This window comes from Bradyrhizobium sp. USDA 4451 (assembly GCF_054822585.1).
Window position 1 is genome coordinate 1,056,010 of record NZ_JBTRCH010000001.1, and the last position, 22,684, is coordinate 1,078,693.

A 22,684-nucleotide genomic window follows, 5' to 3' on the forward strand; every position below is an offset into this window, starting at 1 on the left:
GTCAGCAGCAGTGGCATTCACTGTCGAGCGGGCCGACCGGTGCGAGGCGGCGAACCGCCTCGCGAACCCGCTTGACCAGCCGTGCCCGCCCGTAGGACCAGGCGGTGCCGATCGACTGTGCGATCAGCGCGACCAGGGCCCAGCGCAGGTCGCCGGAGGTGGAGTAGACCGTGACCATTTGTTCCAGCGCGAAGCTCTGCGCCTGCCGGAAACCGAGTTCATCAAGATTCGTCATGGACAAATTCCCTTCACTTGAGGTGTTGTCCTGATATAGCCCCCACCTGCTGCCAACATGCTGTCAGCAGCAGTGACAGGGGACGCGAAAAAGGCGACAGGTCGAGACACCCCAAGATCCGTCAAGACACTCGTCAAGAGAGCGATCCAGAGAGTTGCCGAGAGAACTGCCGAGAGAATTGCCATGCGACGCGCCGACCGGCTGTTTCAGATCATCCAGGTGCTCCGCCGCACCCGTAAACCATTGACCGCGGATGCGATCGCAGCCGAGCTCGAGACCTCGAAGCGGACCATCTATCGCGACATCGCCAGCCTGATCGAACAGCGGGTGCCGATCCGCGGCGAGGCCGGCATGGGCTACATCCTGGAGAAGGGTTTTGACCTGCCGCCCTTGATGCTGACACCGGACGAGATCGAGGCCTGCGTGCTCGGCGCGCAATGGGTGGTCGGCCACGCCGATCCCGCGCTGGCGCGGGCGGCCGAGGATTTGATGGCCAAGATCGCCGAGACCGTGCCGGACCGCCTGCGGCCGTTCGTGCTGGAGCCCGCAAGCCGCGCCCGCTCCGCCTGGAACCGGGAGCCCGACCGCATCGACATGGTCCGGACCCGCAGCCAGATCCACGAGGGCAAGAAAATCACGCTGAACTATCGCGACGAGCATGGCCGCGATAGCGAGCGCACCATCTGGCCGATCGCGGTCGGCTATCACGAGGCGGTGCGGCTGCTCGCCGCCTGGTGCGAGCTGCGCAAGGATTTCCGCAGCTTCCGCACCGACCGCGTGGTCACCGCGGTGTATCACGACGAGAAATATCCGGAGCGGCGCGACCTGCTCAGGGCACGCTGGCGGCGCAGCCTGGTGTGGGAAGCACCCAAAGATACCTGATAAGGACACCTGATGGCCGGCGACGCAATCGATGCGGCGGGCGATAGCCCGTGCCAGTCCTGCGGCGCCTGCTGCAGCTATTCGGAGAACTGGCCGCGCTTCACGATCGAGGACGATGCGCAGCTCGACCTGATCCCGGCGCAATACGTCAATGCACGACAATCGGGGATGCGCTGCGACGGCGACCGCTGTTCGGCGCTGTCGGGGAAGATCGGAGAGGCAACGCGCTGCGTGGTCTATGCGGTGCGGCCGGAGGTGTGCCGGACCTGCCAGCCGGGCGACGCCGAATGCGCGATGGCGCGGCGCCGGCACGGGCTGCCGCTCATCCCGAGCGCGCAGCCGATTTGATCGCGCGCTTTAGGCTGTCACCCTGTCGGTGACGTCTTCGTCGTCGAGCTCGTCATCGACAACGGGCGCGAAGCTCGACAGCGGCTTGGTCGACAGCGTGATCGGCTTGCGGCCGCCATGCGACACGGTCGCTGCGCGAGCCGGCTCGCGCGACAGCGCGTACAGCGTCGACCCGACACGGCCGCCGGAATTGACCAGCTCCCATTCGCTGCAGCTCGACGCGATCGCGAGTGCGAGTGCGTGCAGGTGGCTGCGGCGATAGCAGAACAGCGCCAGCCTCGCCCTGACGTCGGGCGCGACATTGGCAACCAGCAGCGAAAGCCCGTTCGGATTGGCGCGGTACATTTGGCCGAGCAGGTCGTCCGCAACCGGGCAGGCATCGTTCTCAAAGGCGTCGCGGCTTGAAAACATTTGCAAATCCCCCTCGATCGGGAAGATGCCGCGCAATGCTCTAACGAAAGGTTAACCACGGCTCCCGGTCGTCTCTGGAGCGGCTTGCCCGTTGCACGCGAATCACATCCGCCCGCCGCAGGCGGATGGTCGATTGCTCGAAATGAAGGAAAGGCCGTCCGTCAGCCGCTCAGTTCGCCGCCATGTAGATCGACAGTGCGAAGCCGGTGAGATGGTGCAGCGCCTGGTCGACCCCGATCAGGGTCCAGAACCAGGGATGGCCGGACTCCAGCGTCACGCCGAAATGCGAGGCGCAGTATCCCTTGCAGCGATCGACGATGATGTGGATGACGAAGTCGACGAACGCGACGTACCAGAACCGCGGCGCCACCACCAGGATCAGCGCCAGCGCGACCGCGAGATGGACCAGGCAATGCGCCAGCAGCGGCATGGCCCAGCCGGTCTTCTGGTCCTTGCCGATCGCCATCCAGGCGTTCTGCAGCATGAAGTCGGCGATGATGTGCTTCGCGGTGAGAAGCAACATCCATCCCACCAGGGCACCAACCGACACCGACGATGACATGGCAGGAAACAACAAGCTGACGCCCTTTACCTTCGATGAATGTGATTGCAGGAAATCCGGGTCAGGCCGTCAGCACAATTGCGCAAACCGATGCGTGTCTCATTTATGACATCTCCGGCGACGGAATGCACCTGCGGCTGGCGCGAAAATCACATCCGCCTTCAGCCATCGATAGTGGCGATGGTCATGTCGCATCGCGGCGCAGATCGGCCGCAGTCAAGGTTACGGAAGCCGGCCGGTTTGCATTCCTGCCGGGGAGGTATATCGTCGACCATGCAGGAAATTTTCGTTCTTTTATAGTCATTTACCGATTCACCGGGCAGCGCCGATCCGGTTGCGGGTGGCCCGGACGGGTGATGAGCCAGGTAATCAGCCATGAGTACCGAAGCCCCCTCGCCTGCGCCAACGCCGACACGCCCGCCGGCCGCCAAGAGCAACCGCGCGCAGATCATCGTCTTCACCCTGCTGACGCTGCTGTTGAGCGCGGTTACCGTGGTCGGCGGCCGGCTCTGGCTGCGCAATTCGGAAACGCTGGTGGTCGCGGTCGGCGACGCCGGCGGTCCGGAGGCCAGGTTCGCCGCCAAGCTCGCGACCGTGCTGAAGACCAACTCGTCGCGGCTGCGGCTGAAGATCGCGCCAAATCCCGACAACGCCAAGGCGCTGGCGCAATTCGATCGCCGCGACGCCGCGCTTGCCGTGCTGCGCACCGATGCAAGGGTGCCGCCGCGCGCCCGTGCCATCGCGATCCTCGAACATGACGTGGTGCTGGTGCTGAGCCCCGGCGGCAAGAAGATCAAGTCACTGTCCGAGCTCAAGAAGAAGCGGGTCGCGGTGGTCGGCGACGGCGAGAACAGCGTGAATTTCGTCCGCAGCGCGCTCGAGATTTCCGACAGCCCGGAAGCGGCGCAGCGGGTCCAGCAGGCGCCGCCGAACACGCCGTTCGACAAGCTGTTCGCTTCGGGCTTTGGCGCCGTCGTCGCGATCGAGCATGCCTCGAAGATCGTGAAGGACAAGACCTACGAGCAATATGCCAAGCGCTCCGGCAGCTTTACGCTGAACGCGATCGATTCCGCCAAGGCGCTGGCACGCAAATATCCGGCAATATCGGAGGAAACCGTCTCGACCGGCATGCTGTCGTCCTCGCCGGCGATCCCCGATGACGACGTCGACACCATCGGGCTGGAATGGCTGCTGGTGGCGCAATCCTCGATGTCCACGACGACGGCCGCCGAGCTCGCCCGCATCGTCTACGAGAACAAGTCCGAACTCGCGCTCGACGACGGCTTCGCCTCCAAGATCGAGCCGGCGGCGACCGACAAGGACGCCTTCATCGTCGCCCATCAGGGCGCCGCCGAATACATCAACGACGACACCAAATCATTCATGGATCGCTACAGCGACGTGATGTATCTCGGCGCCGCCGCGCTCAGCATCATCGGTTCGATCTTCGCCGCGGTCTACACCAAGATCACCCGCGTCGCGCCGGAGAAGGCCAGCGAGCTGGCGACCCGGATCCTCGACATCGGTGAGCGCGTCGAGCACACCACCTGTGCCGAGGATCTCGACCAATTGCAGGACGAACTCGAGGCGATCCTGCGCGGCGCGGTGATCGGCCTGCGCGACGGCACCGTTTCCGGCGACGGGATGGACACGTTCAAGCTCGGCTACGAGCTGGTCCGCGACGAGATCGCGCTGCGCCGCGATCACCTCAAGCGCCACCCGGCGACGGCGGACGACAATCTCGTGGTGGTGAAGACCGCGAACGGGTGAGGCGCGGCCCCTGGTTGCGCCGCGTATAGAGCTGTCGTCCCTGCGAAAGCAGGGACCCATACGCCGCGGCGGAAGTTGTGAACGTGACTCGTCGTTCCAGCGTCGCGCAGTAATCAGCGTTGGTGGTTATGGGTCCCCTGAGTTCACAAACGAAGTGCAACACTTCCTTGAGGAGGTGTTGCGATGGGGCGGAGTTACGAGCAGCTATCCCTGGACGAGCGATGCGAGATTGCCCGGCTTTCAGCCAATGGCAGCTCGGTGCGGCAAATCGCGGCAGCTCTGGATCGCTCGCCATCAACGATCTCTCGGGAGCTGAACCGCAATTCTGGCGCCCAGGTCGGCTACAAACCCAGCTATGCCCAGCAACAGATGCGAGCGCGGCGCTGGACGGGCGTACGCCTCGAACGGGAGCCCGGCCTGCGCCGCGCGGTCTTGGAGCGCCTTGGTCGGGGCTGGTCGCCCGAGCAGGTCGCGGGCCGGCTGGCCCGCGAACACGGCCGCAAGGTGATCTCCCACGAGACCATCTACCGCTTCATATACGCCCAGATCCGGCGCACCTCGGACTTCAGCTGGCGGCGTTATCTGCCACGCGGCAAGAGCAAACGCGGCTACCGCGGCAAGAAGGGCGGCAGTCCCGCAAGCTTCATAGAAGGCCGTGTTTCCTTGGACAAACGGCCTATCGAGGCCGCCGATCGCAATGCCCCCGGTCATTGGGAAGCCGACCTGATGATGTTCTCCAAATACGGTCAGGCGATCCTGACCGTGCACGAGCGCACCTCGCGCCTGCTGCTCGGCATCCGCATCGCCAGCAAGCTCGCGCGCGGTATCGCCCGTCATCTCGTCCGCTTGTTTGCTGCCTTGCCGGAAGGCCTGTGCCAGACCGTTACCTTCGACAATGGGACCGAGTTCGCCTGTCACCTGGAGCTGCACCGCCTCGCGATCGAGACCTTCTTCTGCGATCCGCACGCGCCCTGGCAGAAGGGCGGCATCGAGAATGCGATCGGTCGGATGCGCCGCTTCATTCCACGCAAAACCGATCTCGCGACCTTCCCGACGCGCCGCCTCCGCCAGTCGATCAACGCCTACAACAACACCCCGCGCAAATGCCTTGACTTCCAAACCCCTCTCGAGGCCTTCTCTCAAGTGTTGCACTTCGAGTGTGAATCCACCTCCCTGCTTTCGCAGGGACGACATCGCATGTGTGGCGCGGCCAGTGTACATCCGCGCTCTCGCGACGCGGCGCGTCAGCCCGCCGCCGCATCCGGCGGCGTCACGCCGGCGTCGAGCTGCCGTCCCTCGTGATCCATATGCAGGTAGTTCGGATTGAACAGGCCGGCGCGCATCAACCGGTCGAGATTGGGGACGGCGAGCGTCTTTCCCTTGAGCACGATCAAGCCGCCGGCGCGCAGCTCCTGCAGCGTGCGGTTGACGTGGACCTTGGAGAGGCCGGTCGCATCGGCGAGATCGCTCTGGGTCAGCGGGAAGTCGCAGCTGTCGCCCTGGGTCAGGCCGGCGAGGCGCAGACGAAGCCAGATCTCGCAGAGCAGATGGGCCATCCGCTCCAGCGCCGTGCGCTGGCCAAGGCTCATGGTCCATTCGCGCTGGATCGCCGCGTTGACCAGGGTCTCCCACCAGAATGCGGTGACGATACGCGGATGGCCGGCCGCGACCTTATCGAAGAATTCGCGCGAGAGATCCGCGATCGACACCGCGGTGATGGTCCCGATCGAATGATCCATCTCGCGCAGGATGAAGATGTTCACATCGCAGATATCACCGGGCAGGAAGAACGATACCACTTGGCGCCTGCCGTCCTCGAGCTGCTTGTAGCGGTAGGCCCAGCCCGACAGGATCAAATGAACATCCTTCGGCTTCTCGCCTTCGCGGACGATATCGACGCGCGGACCAAAATGCCGCACACGCTCGGTCGACGCGCGATTGAGAATGACATGGTCTACCGGCGAAAGCCGTACAAAGTGCTCCAATTTCCGGACTAGCGACGCCAACGACATTGATCTCCCCGCATGCTTAATCGGGTAACTGCCGGGCCGCTTTCAATAACGTATGTTACATTGCACAGCTATTGACGTGTGTTCACTAGTGTACAGACGCTTAACGACGTAACGGTTACGTCTTCAAGCGGCGTACAACTCGGCTAATTCGGCAGAAGCGCAGTGCCTTCGGGGTATCGCCGTTCAGACAAACGGCACGCCGTAATAGTCATTTACGGCGCGTGTGGTGCCGATATCGGCCCAATTCCAGTCCCGCTCGCTGCCGTATTTCGGCGCGCCGCGCAGCTGACTCTCGGTCACGCCGGTGACATAGCCGCCCAGCCTGGTGTCATATTTGAGCGCTTGCCAGGGCAGCGGATAATGGTCGTTGCCGAGCCCGAGGATGCCACCGAAACCGAGCACCGCATAGGATACCCGACCGCTCTTCTTGTCGATCATCACGCGCTCGATCGAACCGATCTTGCGCTCGTCCGATCCATAGACTGCGGTACCCTCGACCTTGTCGCTGCCGATCAGGTTTCCGAGCTCCCTCTCGTCCGTCACCATATCAGTTCTCCATCGACCACCGAAAGATCCCTCGGGGCCAACGATGGCGCAGGGATCATCGTTCCTGTCGCATTGCCGCGGCTGCTGCACAGCGAAAGCCATTCAGCCCGTCGGTGGCTCGCCGCCATCGTCTGATGACATGCCCGAGCCCGGCGTCTTGTCGGCGTCGTTCAATTTCGGATCCCGCGTCGCTTCGCGCGTCTGCGGCTTTCGCTTGTCGGTCTTCTGCGCGGTTTGTGCGCGCGGCTTGTCGGCAGGCTGTTCCTGGCCTTTGTCGTCCTTGATGATGCCGTGATTGGAATGCGCCACGTCTGACCTCCCTGAAGGTATGCGGGCCCCGGCGACGAAATTCGCCGAGGCCCGTCACCAGAGTGGTCCACCGCCTTTCGGGGAGCAAAGCAGCGAACACGTGGGCCTTACGCATGGCGCACGAGATCGTTCCTGCGGTCCTGACGTCGATTTCGCATGGGCCGATGTCATGGGTTAACGACGGCCTCCGGGAACATGCCTAGTATCACTGGTTCCGGCTCGGAGGCGGCATGATCAAGAAGAAGCGCAACAGGTCACGGCCTCCCGGATCGTTCGAAGACCGCCTGCAGAAATTCACCGAGGATTCGCGCATTGCAGCACGCAAGCTGCCGCCGGGGCGGGAACGCGAAGCGCTGATGAAGAAGGTCCGACAGACCGAGGCGACAATGGAGGTCAGCGATTCGCTGACGCTCCGCAAATAGCCGCGAGTCGAAAGAGCCGCGAAGGGAGAGCTGCGATGATCGAGGAACGATTTGATTCACGTACGCTCGCTGCGATGAACTTCGCGCTCGACCAGGTCTGCGCCGGCGCGCTGCACGGCGAGGAACATGGCACCCGCCGGCGCGTTGCCCGATACATCATCAAGTGTGCCAAGAGCGGCAGGACGACGCTCTCCGAGCTCATCGAAGCCGGACAGCAGGCGTTGACCAAGGTCACCGCTGCGGCGGGATAAGCGCAACCTGCCCTGCTGCAACCTGCCCTTCTCCTGGCCCCTAGCAAAGGCAGCTTTGCATGCGCATTGCAATCAGCATCGGCCTGCTGGTGCTTCTCGCCGCCGTCGGCGCCTACGCCTATGAAGGACTCACGGTAGACGCTCCGATCCCCACCTATGGCGTCGTCCTGTTCACGATCGGAGTTGCGGTTCTGGCCGCGGTCTGCATCGGCCTGATGGGCCTGCTGTTCTATTCCAGCCGCCACGGCTACGACGAGCCGCCGCACATGAAGCGGTAGGCCGAGTTCGAAAAGCAGCGCGTAACGTCGCCAGACCCGTCATCCTGAGGAGCGCGTAGCGCGTCTCGAAGGATGAATCGGCCACCAGTCGGGCCGTCGACCCTTCGAGACGGCCGCTGCGCGGCCTCCTCAGGGTGACGGTGATGAATTTTTCACCGTCATTGCGAGCGAAGCAACCCATGGCGCCGCAAGTCGCGGCATGGATTGCTTCGTCGCTTCGCTTCTCGCAATGACGTGGATGGGCTGACGCTAGGGTGACGGTGATGGATTTGCCGGCACCCGGGCGCGGATCTCGGCGATCTTGCGCTTCAGCGCGGCCTGCCGCGGATCCGGCATGATGGCGGCCCGGGCTTCGGTGATGGCGGCGGCGAGATCGGGCAGCGCCAGCACGCCGTCGAAGGTCGGCTTGACCAGCCCGTCGATGATCACGTGCCAGTCCGCGATGCCCTGACGATAGGGATCGCCGTAGCCCCGGATCATGGTTGCGGTCTCTGCGACGGCCGAAGCTGCGCTCGGCTGCTTGGTCAGGCTGCGGTCGATCATGTGCAGCCAGCGCTCCACCCAGACCCGCTCCTTGGCGTAGCGGCCCGAGAACAGCCGCCAGCGCTTCAGCCCCGCCTCGATCCTGAGCCGGCGAATGCTGAAGCGGTTGTTGGCGCTGAAGCGGATCGAGACCCGGCGGCGGCGCCAGCCGAACTGATCGAGCACGGCAAGAATCGGATCGGCGACCATTGCCGGCAAGGCGTCGATCAACTCGTCGAGGCGCAGCTTCTTGACGTCGTCGGCCGAGCGCGCCACAGGACCGCCCGCCGCTTGGACTTCGCCGAGCTTGAGCTGCGCGATGCGGATCGCGTCCTCATAGGCCATCCGCTCGGCCATCAGCCGCGCGATGTCGGCCAACAGCGCATCGTCGACGCCGCGGCGGCCGACGAAGCGCTTGAGCCGGTCGATATAGAGCTGGGCGTAGCTCGTGCTCTGATAGGCGATCAACTGGTGGATGGCCTCGGTGACCGCGGGCCCGAGGTGGTCCGGGCAGGCTTCGGGCAGCACCGGCGGCCCCTCGTCCTCGTCGCCGATGATATCGGCGAACAGGTAACGAAGCGAAGCCAGCAGGCTGTCGTCATCCGGCACTGCGGCGCCTCCAGAACTCGTCACCGGGCTCATGCAGGTTTGGGCTCCGCGACCTGTGGGCTGGCGTGCTGCGCTAGCCGCTGCTCGAGCGTCGCGATATTCTCGAACAGGCGGGCGCTGGCCAGACGCAGGAAGTAGAAGCCGAACGCCGGGTTCTGGACGTAGAGCTGCTCGACCTGGTCATAGGTCACCGACAGTATCATGCCGGTCTCGACGCACTCCAGCGTCTGGGTTCGGGTGTTCGACGGCGACAGCATGCCGAACTCGCCGACCAGGGCGCCGACCGGCAGCTCGATGCCGGACTCGACCAGGCGGAAGCGGCCGCTGACGATGTAGAACATGCTGTCGGCCTTCTCGTCCTTGTAGAACAGGACTTCGCCCGCCGCGACTTTGCGTTCCGTCGTGAACGGCCTCAGCCAATCCATCGACAGATCGCTGTTGACCGATTTCTTCACATTGCGGACCAGCTGCAGCATCTGGTGCAGACGATAGGTGTTCACCGGCAGCAGCACGGCATGCAGGATCAGCGTCGCGTAATTGTGGGTCGGGACCGCGGTCGCGATCAGGATGATGTTGGTCAGGATGGCGAACACGCGCAACGGGATCATGGTGCGCATCGACAGCGTGGCGACCACGAAGATCGATGCGAAAAAACTGCCGGCGGCGCCGGCGTGCTGCGCGAGATGTGAGGTATCCATCGGAAACCAGCCAATTCTCAAGAAGTGAATAAGATCGTCTTATTAGTCGCTTCATTCCTGCTCAGGTTGCCTGCTCAGGCTGCCTTGCTCGGGGTTGCCCGCCCGGGTCGCATAGCTATCGCGTTCGTCAGCATCCCTGATATACGGGGAAAAAGCGACGATTTGTCTGATTTCTCACATTCGCGGACGCAAAATCGAGCCAACATGGTTAGGCCATTTAGGCCATTCGTCCAATGAACGGACCGGCCGCTGAATGGGTGCCGCCACAGCCTGCGCGTTGACGGCCTCGGCCGGGAGAGGCAGTTTGTGACTGCGGCTCCGCCACGCGCAGAGCCTCCATTCCAGCAGTTCATCGACAGGCAAGCCCCGTATTGATGTCCAAGCCGCTCGTCCTTCCGGCCTTGACGCGCTTCGTTTCCGCCACCGCCGGCCGCAACATGACCAGGGCGGCCTATGTCGCGGTCACGGTCGGCGTCGCCATGATGACGCTGCTGACGGTCGCGCCGGCCTATGACGCGGTCCCGCACTGGGTCGATGCGCTGCTGTGGACTTGCCTTGCCTATTTCGTGTTCGAGTGGCTGGTGCGGCTGCGCCACATGCGGCGGCAGGACAAGCTCTGGTTCTATCAGCTGTCCAGCGCCGGCATCGTCGATGCGATCGGCGCGCTGGCGGTACCGCTGGCGCTGCTCGCCGGCCTCGAACCGAAAACCGCATGGCTGCTCGGGGTGCTCTGGGTGCTGAAGGTGGTGCCGGGCATTCCCGGCCTGCGCCAGCTCCGGCGGGTGCTGGTGGTGGAGTCCGGGCCGCTGCTCAGCGTGCTGGTGATCTTCCTGATGGTGGTGTTCCTGGCCTCCGTCGCCGAGTACTATCTGGAGCGGGACGTGCAGCCGCAGACTTTCGGCAGCGTGCCGGCGGCGCTGTGGTGGGCGGTGGTGACGTTGACCACGACCGGCTATGGCGACGTGGTGCCGATCACCCCGCTTGGCCGCGTGATCGCCGCCATGGTGATGATCTCGGGCCTCGGCGTGTTCGGGCTGTGGACCGGTATCCTGGCGACCGGCTTTGCCAACGAGACCCGCCGCGACAATTTCCTGAAAACCTGGGAGACGGTCAGCAAGGTGCCGTTCTTCGCGCATCTCGGCCCGGCCGCGATCGCCGACGTCACCCAGATGCTGCGGACCATGGACCTGCCGCCGCGCACCATGATCATCCGCAAGGACACCAATGGCGACTGCATGTACTTCGTCGCCGCCGGCGAGGTCGAGGTCGACCTGCCCGGGCGCAAGGTGAAGCTCGGCGAAGGCGCGTTCTTCGGCGAGATGGCACTGCTCGGCAACGCCAAGCGCGGCGCCAGCGTCTCGACCAGCAAGGTGACCCGGCTGCTGGTCCTTGACCTGGTCGATTTCCGCCTGTTGATGGCAAGACACCCCGATCTCGCCGAGACCATCGACGCCGAGGCGAAGCGGCGGGAACGCGAGAATCAATGATGGAGACCAAGATGGCTGACGCGGCCGACACCGCCAGCGGACCCGTGCTCGAAATATCAGGCGCGCGCGCCACGATCCGCCTCAACCGGCCGAAGCACCTCAACCGCCTGCAGGCAGAGGATCTCGGCGAGCTGTTGAAACTGTTCGACGCGATCGAGGCCGATCCCGCGATCCGCGTGCTGGTATTGACCGGAACCGGCCGCGCGTTCTCAGCCGGCTACGACCTCAACTCGGTGGCCGAGCGCGCGGTGAGCGCGAACGAGCAGCAGAGCGCGGGCTCGGCGTTCGAGGTCGTGGTCAACCGCCTCGAGGATTTGAGCGTGCCGACGATCTGCCGGCTCAATGGCGGCGTCTATGGCGGCTCGACCGATTTGGCGCTGGCCTGCGACTTCCGCGTCGGCGTCGATACCGCCGAGATGTTCATGCCGGCGGCGCGGCTCGGGCTGCACTATTACAAGAGCGGCGTCCAGCGCTATGTCACGCGACTCGGCGTCGACAACGCCAAGATGCTGTTCCTGACCGCGCAGAAGATCTCGGCGCCGGAGATGCTGCGGATCGGCTATCTCACCGCGATGGTGCCCCCCGACGTGCTCGACGAAGAGGTCGACAGGCTGGCGACGATCCTGGCCGGCAATGCGCCGAAGGCGATGGCCGGCATGAAGCGCGCGATCAACGAATTCGCCCGCGGCGAACTCGACGCCGCCGCCGCCGACCAGCGCCACCGCGACAGCATGCGCGGCGACGAGATCAAGGAAGGCATCAAGGCGTTCGCCGAAAAGCGGCCGCCGCGGTTTTAGGTTGGCCGCGCTCCAACTACCGTCACCCTGAGGAGCCGCGGAGCGGCGTCTCGAAGGGTCGACGGCCCCACTGTGGCCGTGCATCCTTCGAGACGCGCTACGCGCTCCTCAGGATGACGGGGCTGGCGGTGTGCTATTCGGCACGATCGCTCGCTGAATCCCCTCACACCCGCTTGCTCCGCATTGCGCGGGTCTGCGCGATGTCGGGGTCCGCGGCGAGCGCCTGGTAGCGCTTGCTGTCGACGGCGACGATGGCGATGCGGCCTTCGGCGTCGGCGTGAACGCCCCAGCCGAAGCGTTTGCCGAGCGGCGAGGCGCGCATGCAGGCCTGGCCTTTCGAGAAGAACGCCTCGCGGGCCGCGCTGCGTTCTTTCTTCGTCGCCTTCGCACCGAGCGCGCGGCCGGCCGCCGACGTCGCGAACACCACATCGTCGGAGGTGTATTTGTAGGGCGCGCCGGCAAGCATGGCGTATTGCAGCGTGCCCACTGTCGGCTTGCCGCCATGGGGCCGCGGCTCCTCGCCGACGCGCGCGGGGCAATCCTCCGCGACACGGACGAAGGTGTTGACGACGTTGGTGGTGTGGAGTTCCTTGACCATAGCCGATCGTATCATAGGCCGGCCGCCGCGGCATGCGCCGCCGCCATGTCCTGGTCGGCGGCCGTGATGCGCTGGAACGCCGGGCGCGCGGTGATGCGCTCGACGTAGCGGACGAAGACATCCCGTTTGGGCACGATGCCGAACGTCATGGTCCAGGAGAGCGCGATGCCCCAGAGGATGTCGGCCGCCGTGATCTGATCGCCAAGCAGATAGGGTCCCTTGGCGAGCTGCGCCTCCAGCGCGCCGAGCATGGTGTCGTAATCGGCATAGGGCGACTGGGTGATCGGCGCCGGCTCGCGCTTCATGAAATGGTCGATCACGGCCGGCTCGAACGATGAGCCGTAATAGGCGATCCAGCGCAGATAGGGGCCGCGGCGCGGGTCGTGCAGCGCCGGCGTCAGGCCGGCCTGCGGAAACAGATCGGCGAGATAGATGAAGATCGCGACCTGCTCGGTGACCAGCGCGTCGCCATGGCGGATCGCCGGCACCTTGCCGAGCGGATTGACGGCGAGATAGGCGGCCTTGCGCTGCTCGGCCGCCTTCATGTTGAGGATGTGCAGATCGTAGGGCGCGCCGAGCTCCTCGAGCAGCACGCGGGTGCCGGTGGCGCGGCTCTGCGGCGAGTAATACAGCGTGACGCGGTCGATGGGGGCAGCGGTGGTCATGGGCGATCTCCTTGCGCCGTCAGGGCATGGTCCCCTTATGTCCGCCTATACCTGACATCCTGTGTCAGGTATGATCCGGCCATGCGTGCAAGCCGGCTGTTTTCCATCCTCACCACCCTGCAGGCGCGGGGACAGGTCACCGCGCCCGAGTTGGCGGAGGCTAACGAGGTCTCGGTGCGCACCATCTATCGCGACATCGACGCGCTCGCCGCCGCGGGCGTCCCCGTCTACGCCGACCGCGGCGCCGAGGGCGGCTATCGGCTGCTCGACGGCTATCGGGTGCGGCTGAACGGGCTATCGCAGGGCGAAGCCGAGGCGCTGTTCATGGCCGGCCTGCCCGGTCCCGCCGCCGCGCTCGGCCTCGATGCGGCGATGTCGGCGGCGCAGAGCAAATTGATGGCGGCGCTGCCGGAGAATTTGCGACCCAACGCACGGGGCATGCAGCAGCGCTTCCATCTCGACGCGCCCGGCTGGTTCGGCGAGACCGAGGAGCCGAAGCACCTGCGCGCCATCGCCGGCGCCGTGCTGCGCGAAAATCTGATCGAGATTCGCTACCAGAGCTGGAAGGCCGAGAAGCGGCGACGCGTGGCGCCGCTCGGCCTCGTGCTGAAGGGCGGCAGCTGGTACCTCGCCGGCCTCGTCGACAGCAGCGTGCGCAGCTATCGTGTCGCACGGGTGCTGGACTGCACGGTGCTGGAGACGCCGTTCGCGCGGCCGGCGGATTTCGACCTCGCCGGCTATTGGCGCGCCTCGATCGAGCGGCTCGAGGCCGAGCTGCATCCGAACCAGGCCACGGTGCGGCTGTCGCCGCTCGGGCTCAAGCTGTTCGATGCGCTGGCGCATCCTTACGTCAAGGCGCGGATGCGGCTCACCGATGGCACCGATGCCGACGGCTGGCGCGTCGCCACCATGCCGGTCGGCAAGACGGTGTGGCATGCCGCGACCGAATTGCTGCGGCTCGGCGCCGAGGCCGAGGTGATCGCGCCTGACGGGCTGCGCGAGAAGATGGCCGAGCTGACCGGCGCGATGGCCGCGCGCTATGTGGATGCACCGCCGCGCCGGGCCATGGCGGGACGCAAGCGCTGATCCGTTGTTTGAGCATAATTTTTCTCGGAAAACCGCTTCGCACTTTTCCGGATCATGCTTAGTACCGGCTGTCCGAACTGATCACGAAGCGGTCGAGAAAATTGACCGGCAGAATCTCGAACTTGTCCAGCGTCAGCGTAATCCCGGTCACGAAATCGACGCCCTTGATCGTCCCCTCGAGGTCGATCCGCCGGCCGCGGCGCAGGCCGCGCGTTTCCGGATGTTGCTCGATGTCGATATAGGCATAGATCGGATTGTCGAGCCGGGAATGACGGTGCCAGCCGCGCTGCAGGAAACTGAATTGCAGCACCGAGCCCGCGCCCCAATCGATCGCGTCGAAGAAACGGGTCTTCCAGGCAACGGGCTGTCCGAGATAATGCGCGGCGACGTAGGCGTCGCGCTCGAGCGCGGGCAGACGGTGCAGTTGCCAGCTGATCTCCGCCGGCGCCAGGGAGGCGTTATTCGCCATTGTTGTTCTTGTCGTTCTTCTTGTCGCGTCTTCTTGTCCTCGGCGGGAGGAAGCGCCCCGCCTTGGGGAAAATTATACATCCACAAATGTGACAGTATCCGCCACGGTCGCGCGCGAGGTGCGGTAGCTGTTCACCTTGTGCGCATGATCCGCATAGCCGAACGAGATGCCGCAGACAACCCGGCGGTCATCGGCCAGGTTGAAATGGCGGCGGATCAGGCCGGAATGGCGCGCGATCGCGGCCTGCGGAATGGTGCCAAGCCCGAGCGCCTGCGCGGCCAGCATGAAGTTCGAGACATAGCCGCCGCAGTCGACCGCGCCATAGATGCCGAGCGGCTCATTGGTATGGATCACGGCAATGTGCGGCGCGCCGAAGAAATTGTAGTTCTCCAGCGCCTGCTTGGCATACGCCGCTCTGTCGCCGCGCGCGATGCCCAGCGTGTTGTAGAGCTGGAAGCCGCTTTCGCGGCGGCGCTCCAGATACACCCCGACATATTCGCGCGGCGGCGTGAAATCATAATCATCGCCAAGGCCGCGCGAGGCCTCGGCGTAGATCGCCTTGCGGAACCGCTCCTTGGCTTCGCCGGAGACGATCAGCACCTGCCAGGGCTGGCTGTTGCACCAGGACGCGGTGCGCTGCGCGGTCGCGAGCACATGTTCGATCGTCTCGCGCGGTACCTCGCGCGGCTGGAACGCGCGCACCGAGTAGCGCTCGTTGAGCAACTCCTCGAGCGCGCCGATGCGGTCTTCGGTCGCGTAACGCGCGCCGGGTGTTTTCGCGTCCATGCTGTTCTCCTTTTTTCGTCATTCCGGGGCGATGCGAAGCATCGAACCCGGAATCTCGAGATTCCGGGTTCACGCTTCGCGTGCCCCGGAATGACGACTAGCCCCGCCCCTTGGTCGGGATCTTGTTGTAGGGCACGTCCTTGTCGACCCGAATGTCGCCGGGCAGACCCAGCACGCGCTCGGCGATGATGTTGCGCAGGATCTCGTCGGTGCCGCCGGCGATGCGCATCGAGGGCGACGACAAGAGCATCTGCTGGAACTGGCCGTTGGCCTGCTCCTCATCGGTGCCGGTGAGGCTGCCCGCCGCGCCTTCCAGATCCATCGCGTAGGTCGCGATGTCCTGCAGCATCAGGCCGGAGACCAGCTTGCCGATGGAGTTTTCCGGACCCGGACGCTCGCCCTTCGAGAGCGCCGAGATCGCGCGGTAGCTGGTATATTTCAGCCCGCTCGCCTTCACCGCCCAGCTCGCGAGCTTGGATCGCACCGCCGGATCGTCGATCGCAAGGCCGTCTTCCAGCATCAGATTGGAGCAGAACTCGAACATCTCGGGCACGCCGGTGGCGAGCCGCGCGCCGATCGACATGCGCTCGTTCATCAGCGTCGTCAGCGACACGCTCCAGCCCTCGCCGACCGCGCCGAGGCGCTGGCTGTCCGGGATCACGACGTCGGTGAAATAGACCTCGTTGAACTCCTGCATGCCGTTGGCCTGCTTGATCGGGCGCACCTCGACGCCGGGGCTCTTCATGTCGAGGAAGAACATCGTGAGGCCCTTGTGCTTGGGCACATTGGGATCGGTGCGCGCGATCAACAGGCCGTAGTCGGAGTAATGCGCGCCCGAGGTCCAGATCTTCTGGCCGTTGACGACCCAATTGTCGCCCTTCTTCTCGGCGCGGGTGCGCAGACCCGCGACGTCGGAGCCGGCCGACGGCTCCGAGAACAGCTGGCACCAGATCTCCTCGCCGGAGGCGAGCTTCGGCAGATAGCGCCGCTTGGCCTCCTCAGAGCCCCAGGCCATCACGGTCGGGCCGCACATGCCCTCGCCGATCTGGAACGGCTGGGTCAATTTGCCGTAGACGCCTTCTTCCTGCTGCCAGATCACGCGCTCGATCGGGGTGGCGCCGCGGCCGCCATATTCCTTCGGCCAGTGCAGGCAGGCCCAGCCGCCCTCGGCCTTCTTCTTCTGCCAGGCCTTGCCGACCTCAACCATGTCGTGCTTGGCGAGCCGGATGCGGCCGAGCGAGGATTTTGACAGCTCCTCCTCGAACTCCTTCGGCGCATTGGCGGCGATCCATTTGCGGGCGATGGCGCGGAATTCGGCTTCCTGCGGCGTGTCATCGAAATTCATGGCGAACCTCTTTTTCTTGTCATTCCGGGGCACGCGAAGCGTGAACCCGGAATCTCGATCCACAATCTCCGGATTCCGGGTTCGGCGCTGCGCGCCGCCCCGGAATGACGGCTAGTTTCTTCCCTTGGTCGGGATCTTGTTGAAGGGAACGTCCTTGTCGACCCGGATGTCGCCGGGCAGACCGAGCACGCGCTCGGCGATGATGTTGCGCATGATCTCGTCGGTGCCGCCTTCGACGCGGGTGCCGGGCGCACGCAGCAGCATCGCCTGGAATTTGCCGGTGACCTCGGCATCCTCGGATCCGCTCAAGGCGCCGGCGGCGCCCTGCAGGTCGAGCGCGTAGGTCGCGACGTCCTGGATCATCGAGCCGGCGACCAGCTTGCCGATCGAGTTCTCCGGTCCCGGGCGTTCGCCGCGCGAGAGTGCGGAGATCGCCCGCATGCTGGTGTATTTCAGCCCGCTCGCCTTCACCGCCCAGTTGGCGAGCTTGGAGCGCACCGCGCGGTTCTCGATCGCGGGGCCATCCTCCAGCATCAGGCTGTTGCAGAAGTCGAACAGCTCGGGGAAGCCGGTCGAGACGCCGGCGCCGATCGACATGCGCTCGTTCATCAGCGTGGTCAGCGACACGTTCCAGCCGTCATTGACATTGCCGAGCCGCTGCGCGTCCGGAATCCGCACGTCGGTGAAATAGACCTCGTTGAAGTCCGACGCTCCGCTCGCCTGCTTGATTGGCCTGACCTCGACGCCCGGGCTCTTCATGTCCAGGAAGAACATGGTGAGGCCCTTGTGCTTCGGCACGGTCGGATCGGTGCGGGTCAGCAAAATGCCGTAGTCGGAGTAGTGCGCGCCCGAGGTCCAGATCTTCTGGCCGTTGATCACCCATTCGTCGCCGTGCTTCTCGGCGCGGGTGCGCAGGCCGGCGACGTCGGAGCCGCCGGCGGGCTCCGAGAACAGCTGGCACCAGATCTTCTCGCCGGAGGCGAGCGGCGGCAGATATCTGCGCTTCTGCTCCTCGCCGGCAAACGCCATCATGGTCGGGCCGCACATGCCGTGGCCGATGATGAACATCGAGCTCAGGCGGCCGAACGGACCCTCCTCCTGCTGCCAGATCACGCGCTCGATCGGCGAGGCGCCGCGGCCGCCATACTCCTTCGGCCAGTGCAGGCAGGCCCAGCCGGCGTCGGCCTTCTTCTTCTGCCAGGCTTTTGCCACTTCGAGAATGTTGGCGCCCGTGAGCGCAACGCGGCCGAGCGAGGCCTTGCGCAGTTCGTCCTCATATTGCCTGGGCGCATTGGCCGCGATCCAGGCTTTCGCCTCGGCGCGGAATGCGGCCTCCTGCGGGGTGTCGTCGAAATTCATGGTCTGTCTCTTCTGTCATTCCGGGGCGATGCGGAGCATCGAACCCGGAATCTAGAGGTTACTTACTCATCTCGAGATTCCGGGTTCGCGAGCGCTGCTCGCGCCCCGGAATGACGACTCGTGGGACTACGCCGCGTTCTTCTTGCGCATGCGATCGATCAGCGCGTCTTCCCAATAGGACAGGCTGCCGAGGCCGAGCGCCACCGCATTGGCGCGGCGGTAGTACATGTGGCAGTCGAACTCCCAGGTGAAGCCCATGCCGCCATGGACCTGGATGTTGTTCTTGGCGCAGTGCTGGAACGCCTGCGTCGCGCTGATGCGCGCGGCGGCTGCCGCTTCCGGCAATTCGCCGGCATTGGTCGAGAGCGCCCAGGCGCCGTAGTAGCAGTTCGAGCGCGCAAGCGTCGCCGACACATACATGTCGGCCAGCATGTGCTTGACCGCCTGGAACGAGCCGATCGGACGGCCGAACGCGATACGATCGAGCGCGTAGTCGCGGCCCATCTCCAGCGCGCGGTCGGCACCGCCGACCTGCTCGAACGCCATCAACACGGCGGCACGATCCAGCACCTGGGTGATGACGCTCCAGCCCTCGCCGGCCGCGCCGAGCGGCTCGGCCTTGGCGTCCTTGAAGGTGATCTCGGCCTGGCCACGGGTGAGATCGATGTTGGTCAGCGACCTGACCTCGACGCCGCCGGCCTTGAGATCGACGATGAACAGCGAGATATCGGACTCGCGTCCGGCTGAGCCGGTGCGCGCAGCGACAACAGCGAAATCGGCGATCGCGCCATCCGGCACGGGCTTCTTGACGCCGTTGAGCACGCCGCCATTGGCCGTGAGCTTGATCGCCTTCGGCGACGGATTGCCCTTGCCCTCGAACAGCGCCAGCGTGCCGATCGCGTCGCCCGAGGCGATCTTCGGCAGCCACTTCTGCTTCTGCGCGTCACTGCCCGCGATCAGGATCGCTTCGGCGGCGAGATAGACCGTGGACGAAAACGGCACCGGCGCCAGCGCGCGGCCCATTTCCTCGGCGATCACGCAGAGCTCGAGATGGCCGGCGCCGGCGCCGCCGAACTGTTCGGGGATCGCAACCCCGAGGAAGCCCATCTCGGCGAGGCCCTTCCACAGCGACTTGTCGTAGGGCGCCTTGCCGTCGAGCACCTCGCGCACGGCCTTCGGCGGGCACTGCTCGCTGAGGAACTTCCGCGCCTCGTCGCGCATCTGCTTCTGTTCGTCGGAGAAATCGAAATTCATGGCGTTACCTTCTCGGTCCTTGTCGTTTCAATTGGCCGTCATTCCGGGGCGCGCGAAGCGCGAGCCCGGAATCCATCGGGCCGCAGATCATGCGGCTTAATGGATTCCGGGCCTGCGCCTTCGGCGCATCCCGGAATGACGTGTTGAGAGAGCTTCATCACAACACGATCACGTCGTCGCCGGGCTTGCCGGCATACAGCCTCTCCACCAGTGCGGCGCGACGCTCGAGGCCGGCGCGCTGGTTGATGTAGCCCTTGTCGGTGAGCTCGTTGCCGTCGATCGAGGGCGGCTCGGCCATCAGCATCGCCCGCGCGATCCGCATGCTGCTGCCGGTGGTGGAGGCGTTGTGCGCCCGCAAGCCCTTTTCGAGACAGGCGATCACGGCCGGATGCCGGACCACGTCCTCGTAGCTCGCGTCCGCATTGCCGACGAGCTGGCGACAGGCGTGCAGGTTCGGCCAGCACAACAGGCCGATGAACTCACGATCCTGCCCCGCAACCAGCGCGTCGTGCACGACCGGCGTCGCGGCTGCGATCGCATCGGTGCGCAGCGATCCGACATGCACGAAGGTGCCGGTGGTCAGCTTGAAGTCCTCGACCACGCGGCCGGCAAAGATGATGCCCTGCAGCGGATCGTCGAGATCGACGAACACGCCGGCATCGCCGATGCAGTAGAAGCCTTCCTCGTCGAACATCTTCGCGGTGAGATCGGGCTGGCCGAAATAGCCGGGCGTGACGTTGACGCCGCGCAGCCGCAATTCGTATTTGGCGCCGCACGGCACCATCTTCAGCTCGACGCCTGGGAACGGCAGGCCGATCAGGCCGACGCGCTCGGTGTCCCAATAGGTGCCGGTCGAGGTCGGTGCGGTCTCGGTCGACCCCCAGCCGGTGTAGAACACGATGCGCTCGCCTGTCGTCTTCACCGCCAGCGCCTGCATGCGGTCGTAGAGATCGTCGGGCAGCCGCGCGCCGCCATAGGCCATGATCGAGAGGTTCTTGAAGAAGCTCGCGCACAGCGCCTCGTCCTTCTCCATCGCGGAAGCGAGCGCGGCATAGCCGGCCGGCACGTTGGCGTAATAGGTCGGCGAAACCTCGCGCAGATTCCTGATGGTCTCCTCGAGCTGGCCCGGCATCGGCCGGCCGTCGTCGATATAGAGCGTGCCGCCATCGACCAGCACCGGATTGAATGCGGCGTTGCCGCCCATGGTGTGATTCCACGGCATCCAGTCGAGCACGGTCGGGATCGGGCCATTGGATTCGCGCGGCCGCACCTGCATCATCATCGCCGCGTTGGCGCACATCATCTGCTGGGTGTTGATGACGGCCTTGGGCATGCCGGTAGAGCCCGACGTGAACAGCAACTTGCCGACGGTGTCGGGCCTGATCTTCGCGATCGACGCCTCGACCTCGGCCGTCACCGTCGTAGCCGCGAGATCGGCAAACGCCACGCTCTTGATGCCCTCGCAGGGACGCAGCACGTGAACCACCGTGATGCCGGTGAGATCGAGCGCCCTGAGCGCCTTCTCGAAGGCCGGGCCATCCTGCACCATCACGACGGCGGGCTTGATCAGGTTGAACAGGTATTTGAGCTTGAGATGATCCTGGCTCATCAGCGAATAGGCCGGCGACACCGGCGCGGCCGGCAGCCGCGCTTGCATCGCAGCCTGCGTCATCAGCGCGTGCTCGATCGAATTGCCGGACAGGATCGCGACGGGCCGGCCGTCACCAACGCCGAGATCGAGCAGGCCTTGCGTCAGCGCATCGACGGTGCGCTTGGCTTCGCCATAGGAGACCTTGCGCCACTGCCGATCAGGACCGCCGCGTTGCGCGAGCCAGATCCGCTCCGGCGCCTGCGTCGCCCATTTGGCGAGATAGGCCGGGATGTGCGTCTCGTAGGCTTGCAGCGGAATCCGCGACTTCAGGATGACGGTGCCGTCGGCACGCCGCTCGACCGCGATGTCACGTGCGAGCCAATCCACCTTGCGAAAGCCAGGTTTCGTCAGCATCGCCGCGTCTCCATCCATTTTGCGTCTCCCGGAATTTCTTGTCCTTTGCGGACTTTTTATCAGCACCTGATATAGACAGGCTTTCGTTTCTCAAGGAAGGCCCTGATGCCTTCCTGAAAATCTTCCGAGCGGCTGCACAGCACCTGGTTGCGATCCTCCATCGCAATCACGGCCTCGATCGAGCCGGCATCGACGCTCATGTTGATGCATTCCTTCGACAGACGAAGACCGACCGGCGAGGCCGTCATCATCGCCTCGACATAAGGATTGGCCGCGGCATCGAGATCGGCGGCCTCGACCACCTCGGACACCAGGCCGACGGCAAGCGCGCGATCGGCATGGATGAAGCGTCCGGTGAGGATCAGCTCCGATGCCACCGACACACCGACGAGGCGCGGCAGAAAATAGCTGGTGCCGATGTCGCAGCCGCCGAGGCCGAGCTTGATGAAGGCGCAATTCATCCGCGCGTTTGTCGCCGCGATGCGGATGTCGGCGGCGAGCGCCAGCGCAAAACCGCCGCCGGCCGCCGCGCCCTGCACCAGCGCGATGATCGGCTGCGGACAGCGCCGCATCAGCATCACGATGTCGGCAATGCGGCGCTGCGAGTCCAGCGACTCGGTGACGCCGGGCGGCTCGGTCTGCCCACCGCGACGGGCCATCGCGTGCTTGAGGTCGAGCCCGGCGCAGAAATTCGGACCGGCGCCCTTCAGCACCACGACGCGGGTGTCACGATTGCGCTGCAGGCCCTGGAAGTAGCTATTGAGCGCATCGATCAGCGCGGGATCGAGCGCGTTGAGGCTCTCGGGGCGATTGAGCGTGACCCAATCGACCCCGTTGTGATGTTCGATCAGCAGCGGATTCGTCACTTCCTGCTCCCGCCCGTTCAGCGAACGCGATGCTCGTTGCTGCGCCCTCTCCCCTTGTGGGAGAGGGCATGTTCGCTGTCAGCTTTGCATTCGATTGGGTGAGGGGTCTGTC

At 65.0% G+C, this 22,684-nt stretch carries 26 protein-coding genes and 1 pseudogene; 10 read left to right on the top strand and 17 right to left on the bottom strand.

Annotation, left to right across the window (positions count from 1 at the left end; translation table 11 throughout):
- Position 1: 1 nt before the first annotated feature.
- Entirely contained in the window at positions 2-235 is a 234-nt protein-coding gene (locus ACVMB0_RS04855) for a hypothetical protein (RefSeq protein ID WP_456751914.1), read from the bottom strand.
- A gap of 183 nt (positions 236-418) precedes the next feature.
- Here ACVMB0_RS04855 and ACVMB0_RS04860 point away from each other — a divergent pair, with 183 nt between their 5' ends.
- Both ACVMB0_RS04860 and ACVMB0_RS04865 read left to right on the top strand, forming a co-directional pair.
- A complete protein-coding gene (locus tag ACVMB0_RS04860) occupies positions 419-1,117 on the top strand; it encodes a helix-turn-helix transcriptional regulator (RefSeq protein ID WP_456751913.1) in 699 nt (232 codons plus the stop codon).
- Positions 1,118-1,129: 12 nt separating this feature from the next.
- Entirely contained in the window at positions 1,130-1,465 is a 336-nt protein-coding gene (locus tag ACVMB0_RS04865; RefSeq protein ID WP_456751912.1) for a YkgJ family cysteine cluster protein, read from the top strand.
- Positions 1,466-1,474: 9 nt separating this feature from the next.
- On the opposite strand, the gene ACVMB0_RS04870 is transcribed toward ACVMB0_RS04865, so the two are convergent.
- Together ACVMB0_RS04870 and ACVMB0_RS04875 are read right to left on the bottom strand one after the other, a co-directional pair.
- Positions 1,475-1,876 (bottom strand): hypothetical protein, encoded by a 402-nt coding sequence (locus ACVMB0_RS04870; RefSeq protein ID WP_456751911.1) that lies wholly within the window; start codon positions 1,874-1,876, stop codon positions 1,475-1,477.
- A 169-nt stretch (positions 1,877-2,045) separates the two neighbouring features.
- A complete protein-coding gene (locus ACVMB0_RS04875; protein WP_208764108.1) occupies positions 2,046-2,399 on the bottom strand; it encodes a DUF3307 domain-containing protein in 354 nt (117 codons plus the stop codon).
- 414 nt (positions 2,400-2,813) lie between these two features.
- On the opposite strand from ACVMB0_RS04875, the gene ACVMB0_RS04880 reads away from it, so the two are divergent.
- Together ACVMB0_RS04880 and ACVMB0_RS04885 are read left to right on the top strand one after the other, a co-directional pair.
- Positions 2,814-4,208 carry a TAXI family TRAP transporter solute-binding subunit gene (locus ACVMB0_RS04880; protein WP_461345481.1) on the top strand — a complete coding sequence of 465 codons (1,395 nt, stop codon included), beginning with the start codon at positions 2,814-2,816 and terminating at the stop codon, positions 4,206-4,208.
- A 183-nt stretch (positions 4,209-4,391) separates the two neighbouring features.
- Positions 4,392-5,378 (top strand): annotated as a pseudogene (locus ACVMB0_RS04885) (IS30 family transposase); the annotation flags it as partial.
- Positions 5,379-5,452: 74 nt separating this feature from the next.
- Here ACVMB0_RS04885 and ACVMB0_RS04890 read toward each other — a convergent pair.
- From ACVMB0_RS04890 to ACVMB0_RS04900, 3 genes are all read right to left on the bottom strand, one after another.
- A complete protein-coding gene (locus ACVMB0_RS04890) occupies positions 5,453-6,214 on the bottom strand; it encodes a Crp/Fnr family transcriptional regulator (RefSeq protein ID WP_456751909.1) in 762 nt (253 codons plus the stop codon).
- A gap of 189 nt (positions 6,215-6,403) precedes the next feature.
- Positions 6,404-6,766 (bottom strand): PRC-barrel domain-containing protein, encoded by a 363-nt coding sequence (locus ACVMB0_RS04895; RefSeq protein ID WP_456751908.1) that lies wholly within the window; start codon positions 6,764-6,766, stop codon positions 6,404-6,406.
- 102 nt (positions 6,767-6,868) lie between these two features.
- Complete coding sequence (locus ACVMB0_RS04900) at positions 6,869-7,075, bottom strand: hypothetical protein (RefSeq protein ID WP_456751907.1); 207 nt, start codon at positions 7,073-7,075, stop codon at positions 6,869-6,871.
- A 230-nt stretch (positions 7,076-7,305) separates the two neighbouring features.
- On the opposite strand from ACVMB0_RS04900, the gene ACVMB0_RS04905 reads away from it, so the two are divergent.
- The 3 genes from ACVMB0_RS04905 to ACVMB0_RS04915 are packed head-to-tail and all read left to right on the top strand — an operon-like array spanning position 7,306 to position 8,026.
- Positions 7,306-7,497 carry a hypothetical protein gene (locus ACVMB0_RS04905; RefSeq protein ID WP_461345482.1) on the top strand — a complete coding sequence of 64 codons (192 nt, stop codon included), beginning with the start codon at positions 7,306-7,308 and terminating at the stop codon, positions 7,495-7,497.
- A 35-nt stretch (positions 7,498-7,532) separates the two neighbouring features.
- Positions 7,533-7,748 carry a hypothetical protein gene (locus tag ACVMB0_RS04910; protein ID WP_456751905.1) on the top strand — a complete coding sequence of 72 codons (216 nt, stop codon included), beginning with the start codon at positions 7,533-7,535 and terminating at the stop codon, positions 7,746-7,748.
- Positions 7,749-7,807: 59 nt separating this feature from the next.
- Positions 7,808-8,026 carry a hypothetical protein gene (locus tag ACVMB0_RS04915; protein WP_456751904.1) on the top strand — a complete coding sequence of 73 codons (219 nt, stop codon included), beginning with the start codon at positions 7,808-7,810 and terminating at the stop codon, positions 8,024-8,026.
- Between the two features lie 249 nt (positions 8,027-8,275).
- Here ACVMB0_RS04915 and ACVMB0_RS04920 read toward each other — a convergent pair whose 3' ends face one another.
- On the bottom strand, positions 8,276-9,157 hold the full coding sequence (locus tag ACVMB0_RS04920) for a DUF6537 domain-containing protein (RefSeq protein WP_461345483.1): 882 nt from the start codon (positions 9,155-9,157) through the stop codon (positions 8,276-8,278).
- Between the two features lie 29 nt (positions 9,158-9,186).
- Positions 9,187-9,855 (bottom strand): Crp/Fnr family transcriptional regulator, encoded by a 669-nt coding sequence (locus ACVMB0_RS04925; RefSeq protein WP_456751902.1) that lies wholly within the window; start codon positions 9,853-9,855, stop codon positions 9,187-9,189.
- Between the two features lie 374 nt (positions 9,856-10,229).
- Here ACVMB0_RS04925 and ACVMB0_RS04930 point away from each other — a divergent pair, with 374 nt between their 5' ends.
- Both ACVMB0_RS04930 and ACVMB0_RS04935 read left to right on the top strand, forming a co-directional pair.
- Positions 10,230-11,342 (top strand): cyclic nucleotide-gated ion channel, encoded by a 1,113-nt coding sequence (locus ACVMB0_RS04930; protein WP_461345484.1) that lies wholly within the window; start codon positions 10,230-10,232, stop codon positions 11,340-11,342.
- A gap of 11 nt (positions 11,343-11,353) precedes the next feature.
- Positions 11,354-12,139: an enoyl-CoA hydratase/isomerase family protein gene (locus ACVMB0_RS04935; RefSeq protein ID WP_461345485.1), complete on the top strand. Its 786-nt coding sequence runs from the start codon at positions 11,354-11,356 to the stop codon at positions 12,137-12,139.
- A 163-nt stretch (positions 12,140-12,302) separates the two neighbouring features.
- Here the strand turns inward: ACVMB0_RS04935 and ACVMB0_RS04940 are convergent, their stop codons facing one another.
- Together ACVMB0_RS04940 and ACVMB0_RS04945 are read right to left on the bottom strand one after the other, a co-directional pair.
- Complete coding sequence (locus ACVMB0_RS04940; protein ID WP_456751899.1) at positions 12,303-12,737, bottom strand: DUF6157 family protein; 435 nt, start codon at positions 12,735-12,737, stop codon at positions 12,303-12,305.
- 11 nt (positions 12,738-12,748) lie between these two features.
- Positions 12,749-13,402 carry a glutathione S-transferase family protein gene (locus ACVMB0_RS04945; RefSeq protein ID WP_461345486.1) on the bottom strand — a complete coding sequence of 218 codons (654 nt, stop codon included), beginning with the start codon at positions 13,400-13,402 and terminating at the stop codon, positions 12,749-12,751.
- 81 nt (positions 13,403-13,483) lie between these two features.
- On the opposite strand from ACVMB0_RS04945, the gene ACVMB0_RS04950 reads away from it, so the two are divergent.
- Positions 13,484-14,488, top strand: coding sequence for a helix-turn-helix transcriptional regulator (locus ACVMB0_RS04950; RefSeq protein ID WP_461345487.1), 1,005 nt, complete (start codon positions 13,484-13,486; stop codon positions 14,486-14,488).
- Between the two features lie 58 nt (positions 14,489-14,546).
- On the opposite strand, the gene ACVMB0_RS04955 is transcribed toward ACVMB0_RS04950, so the two are convergent.
- From ACVMB0_RS04955 to ACVMB0_RS04985, 7 genes are all read right to left on the bottom strand, one after another.
- Entirely contained in the window at positions 14,547-14,957 is a 411-nt protein-coding gene (locus ACVMB0_RS04955) for a hypothetical protein (protein ID WP_456797107.1), read from the bottom strand.
- A 72-nt stretch (positions 14,958-15,029) separates the two neighbouring features.
- A complete protein-coding gene (locus ACVMB0_RS04960; protein ID WP_456797106.1) occupies positions 15,030-15,743 on the bottom strand; it encodes a nitroreductase in 714 nt (237 codons plus the stop codon).
- A gap of 97 nt (positions 15,744-15,840) precedes the next feature.
- Positions 15,841-17,088 carry an acyl-CoA dehydrogenase gene (locus ACVMB0_RS04965; RefSeq protein ID WP_461345488.1) on the bottom strand — a complete coding sequence of 416 codons (1,248 nt, stop codon included), beginning with the start codon at positions 17,086-17,088 and terminating at the stop codon, positions 15,841-15,843.
- A 111-nt stretch (positions 17,089-17,199) separates the two neighbouring features.
- On the bottom strand, positions 17,200-18,447 hold the full coding sequence (locus ACVMB0_RS04970) for an acyl-CoA dehydrogenase (RefSeq protein WP_461345489.1): 1,248 nt from the start codon (positions 18,445-18,447) through the stop codon (positions 17,200-17,202).
- Positions 18,448-18,573: 126 nt separating this feature from the next.
- Positions 18,574-19,701 carry an acyl-CoA dehydrogenase family protein gene (locus ACVMB0_RS04975; RefSeq protein WP_461345490.1) on the bottom strand — a complete coding sequence of 376 codons (1,128 nt, stop codon included), beginning with the start codon at positions 19,699-19,701 and terminating at the stop codon, positions 18,574-18,576.
- Positions 19,702-19,858: 157 nt separating this feature from the next.
- Positions 19,859-21,724: an AMP-binding protein gene (locus ACVMB0_RS04980; protein WP_461345491.1), complete on the bottom strand. Its 1,866-nt coding sequence runs from the start codon at positions 21,722-21,724 to the stop codon at positions 19,859-19,861.
- A gap of 41 nt (positions 21,725-21,765) precedes the next feature.
- Entirely contained in the window at positions 21,766-22,572 is an 807-nt protein-coding gene (locus ACVMB0_RS04985; protein WP_461345492.1) for an enoyl-CoA hydratase/isomerase family protein, read from the bottom strand.
- Positions 22,573-22,684: the final 112 nt, after the last annotated feature.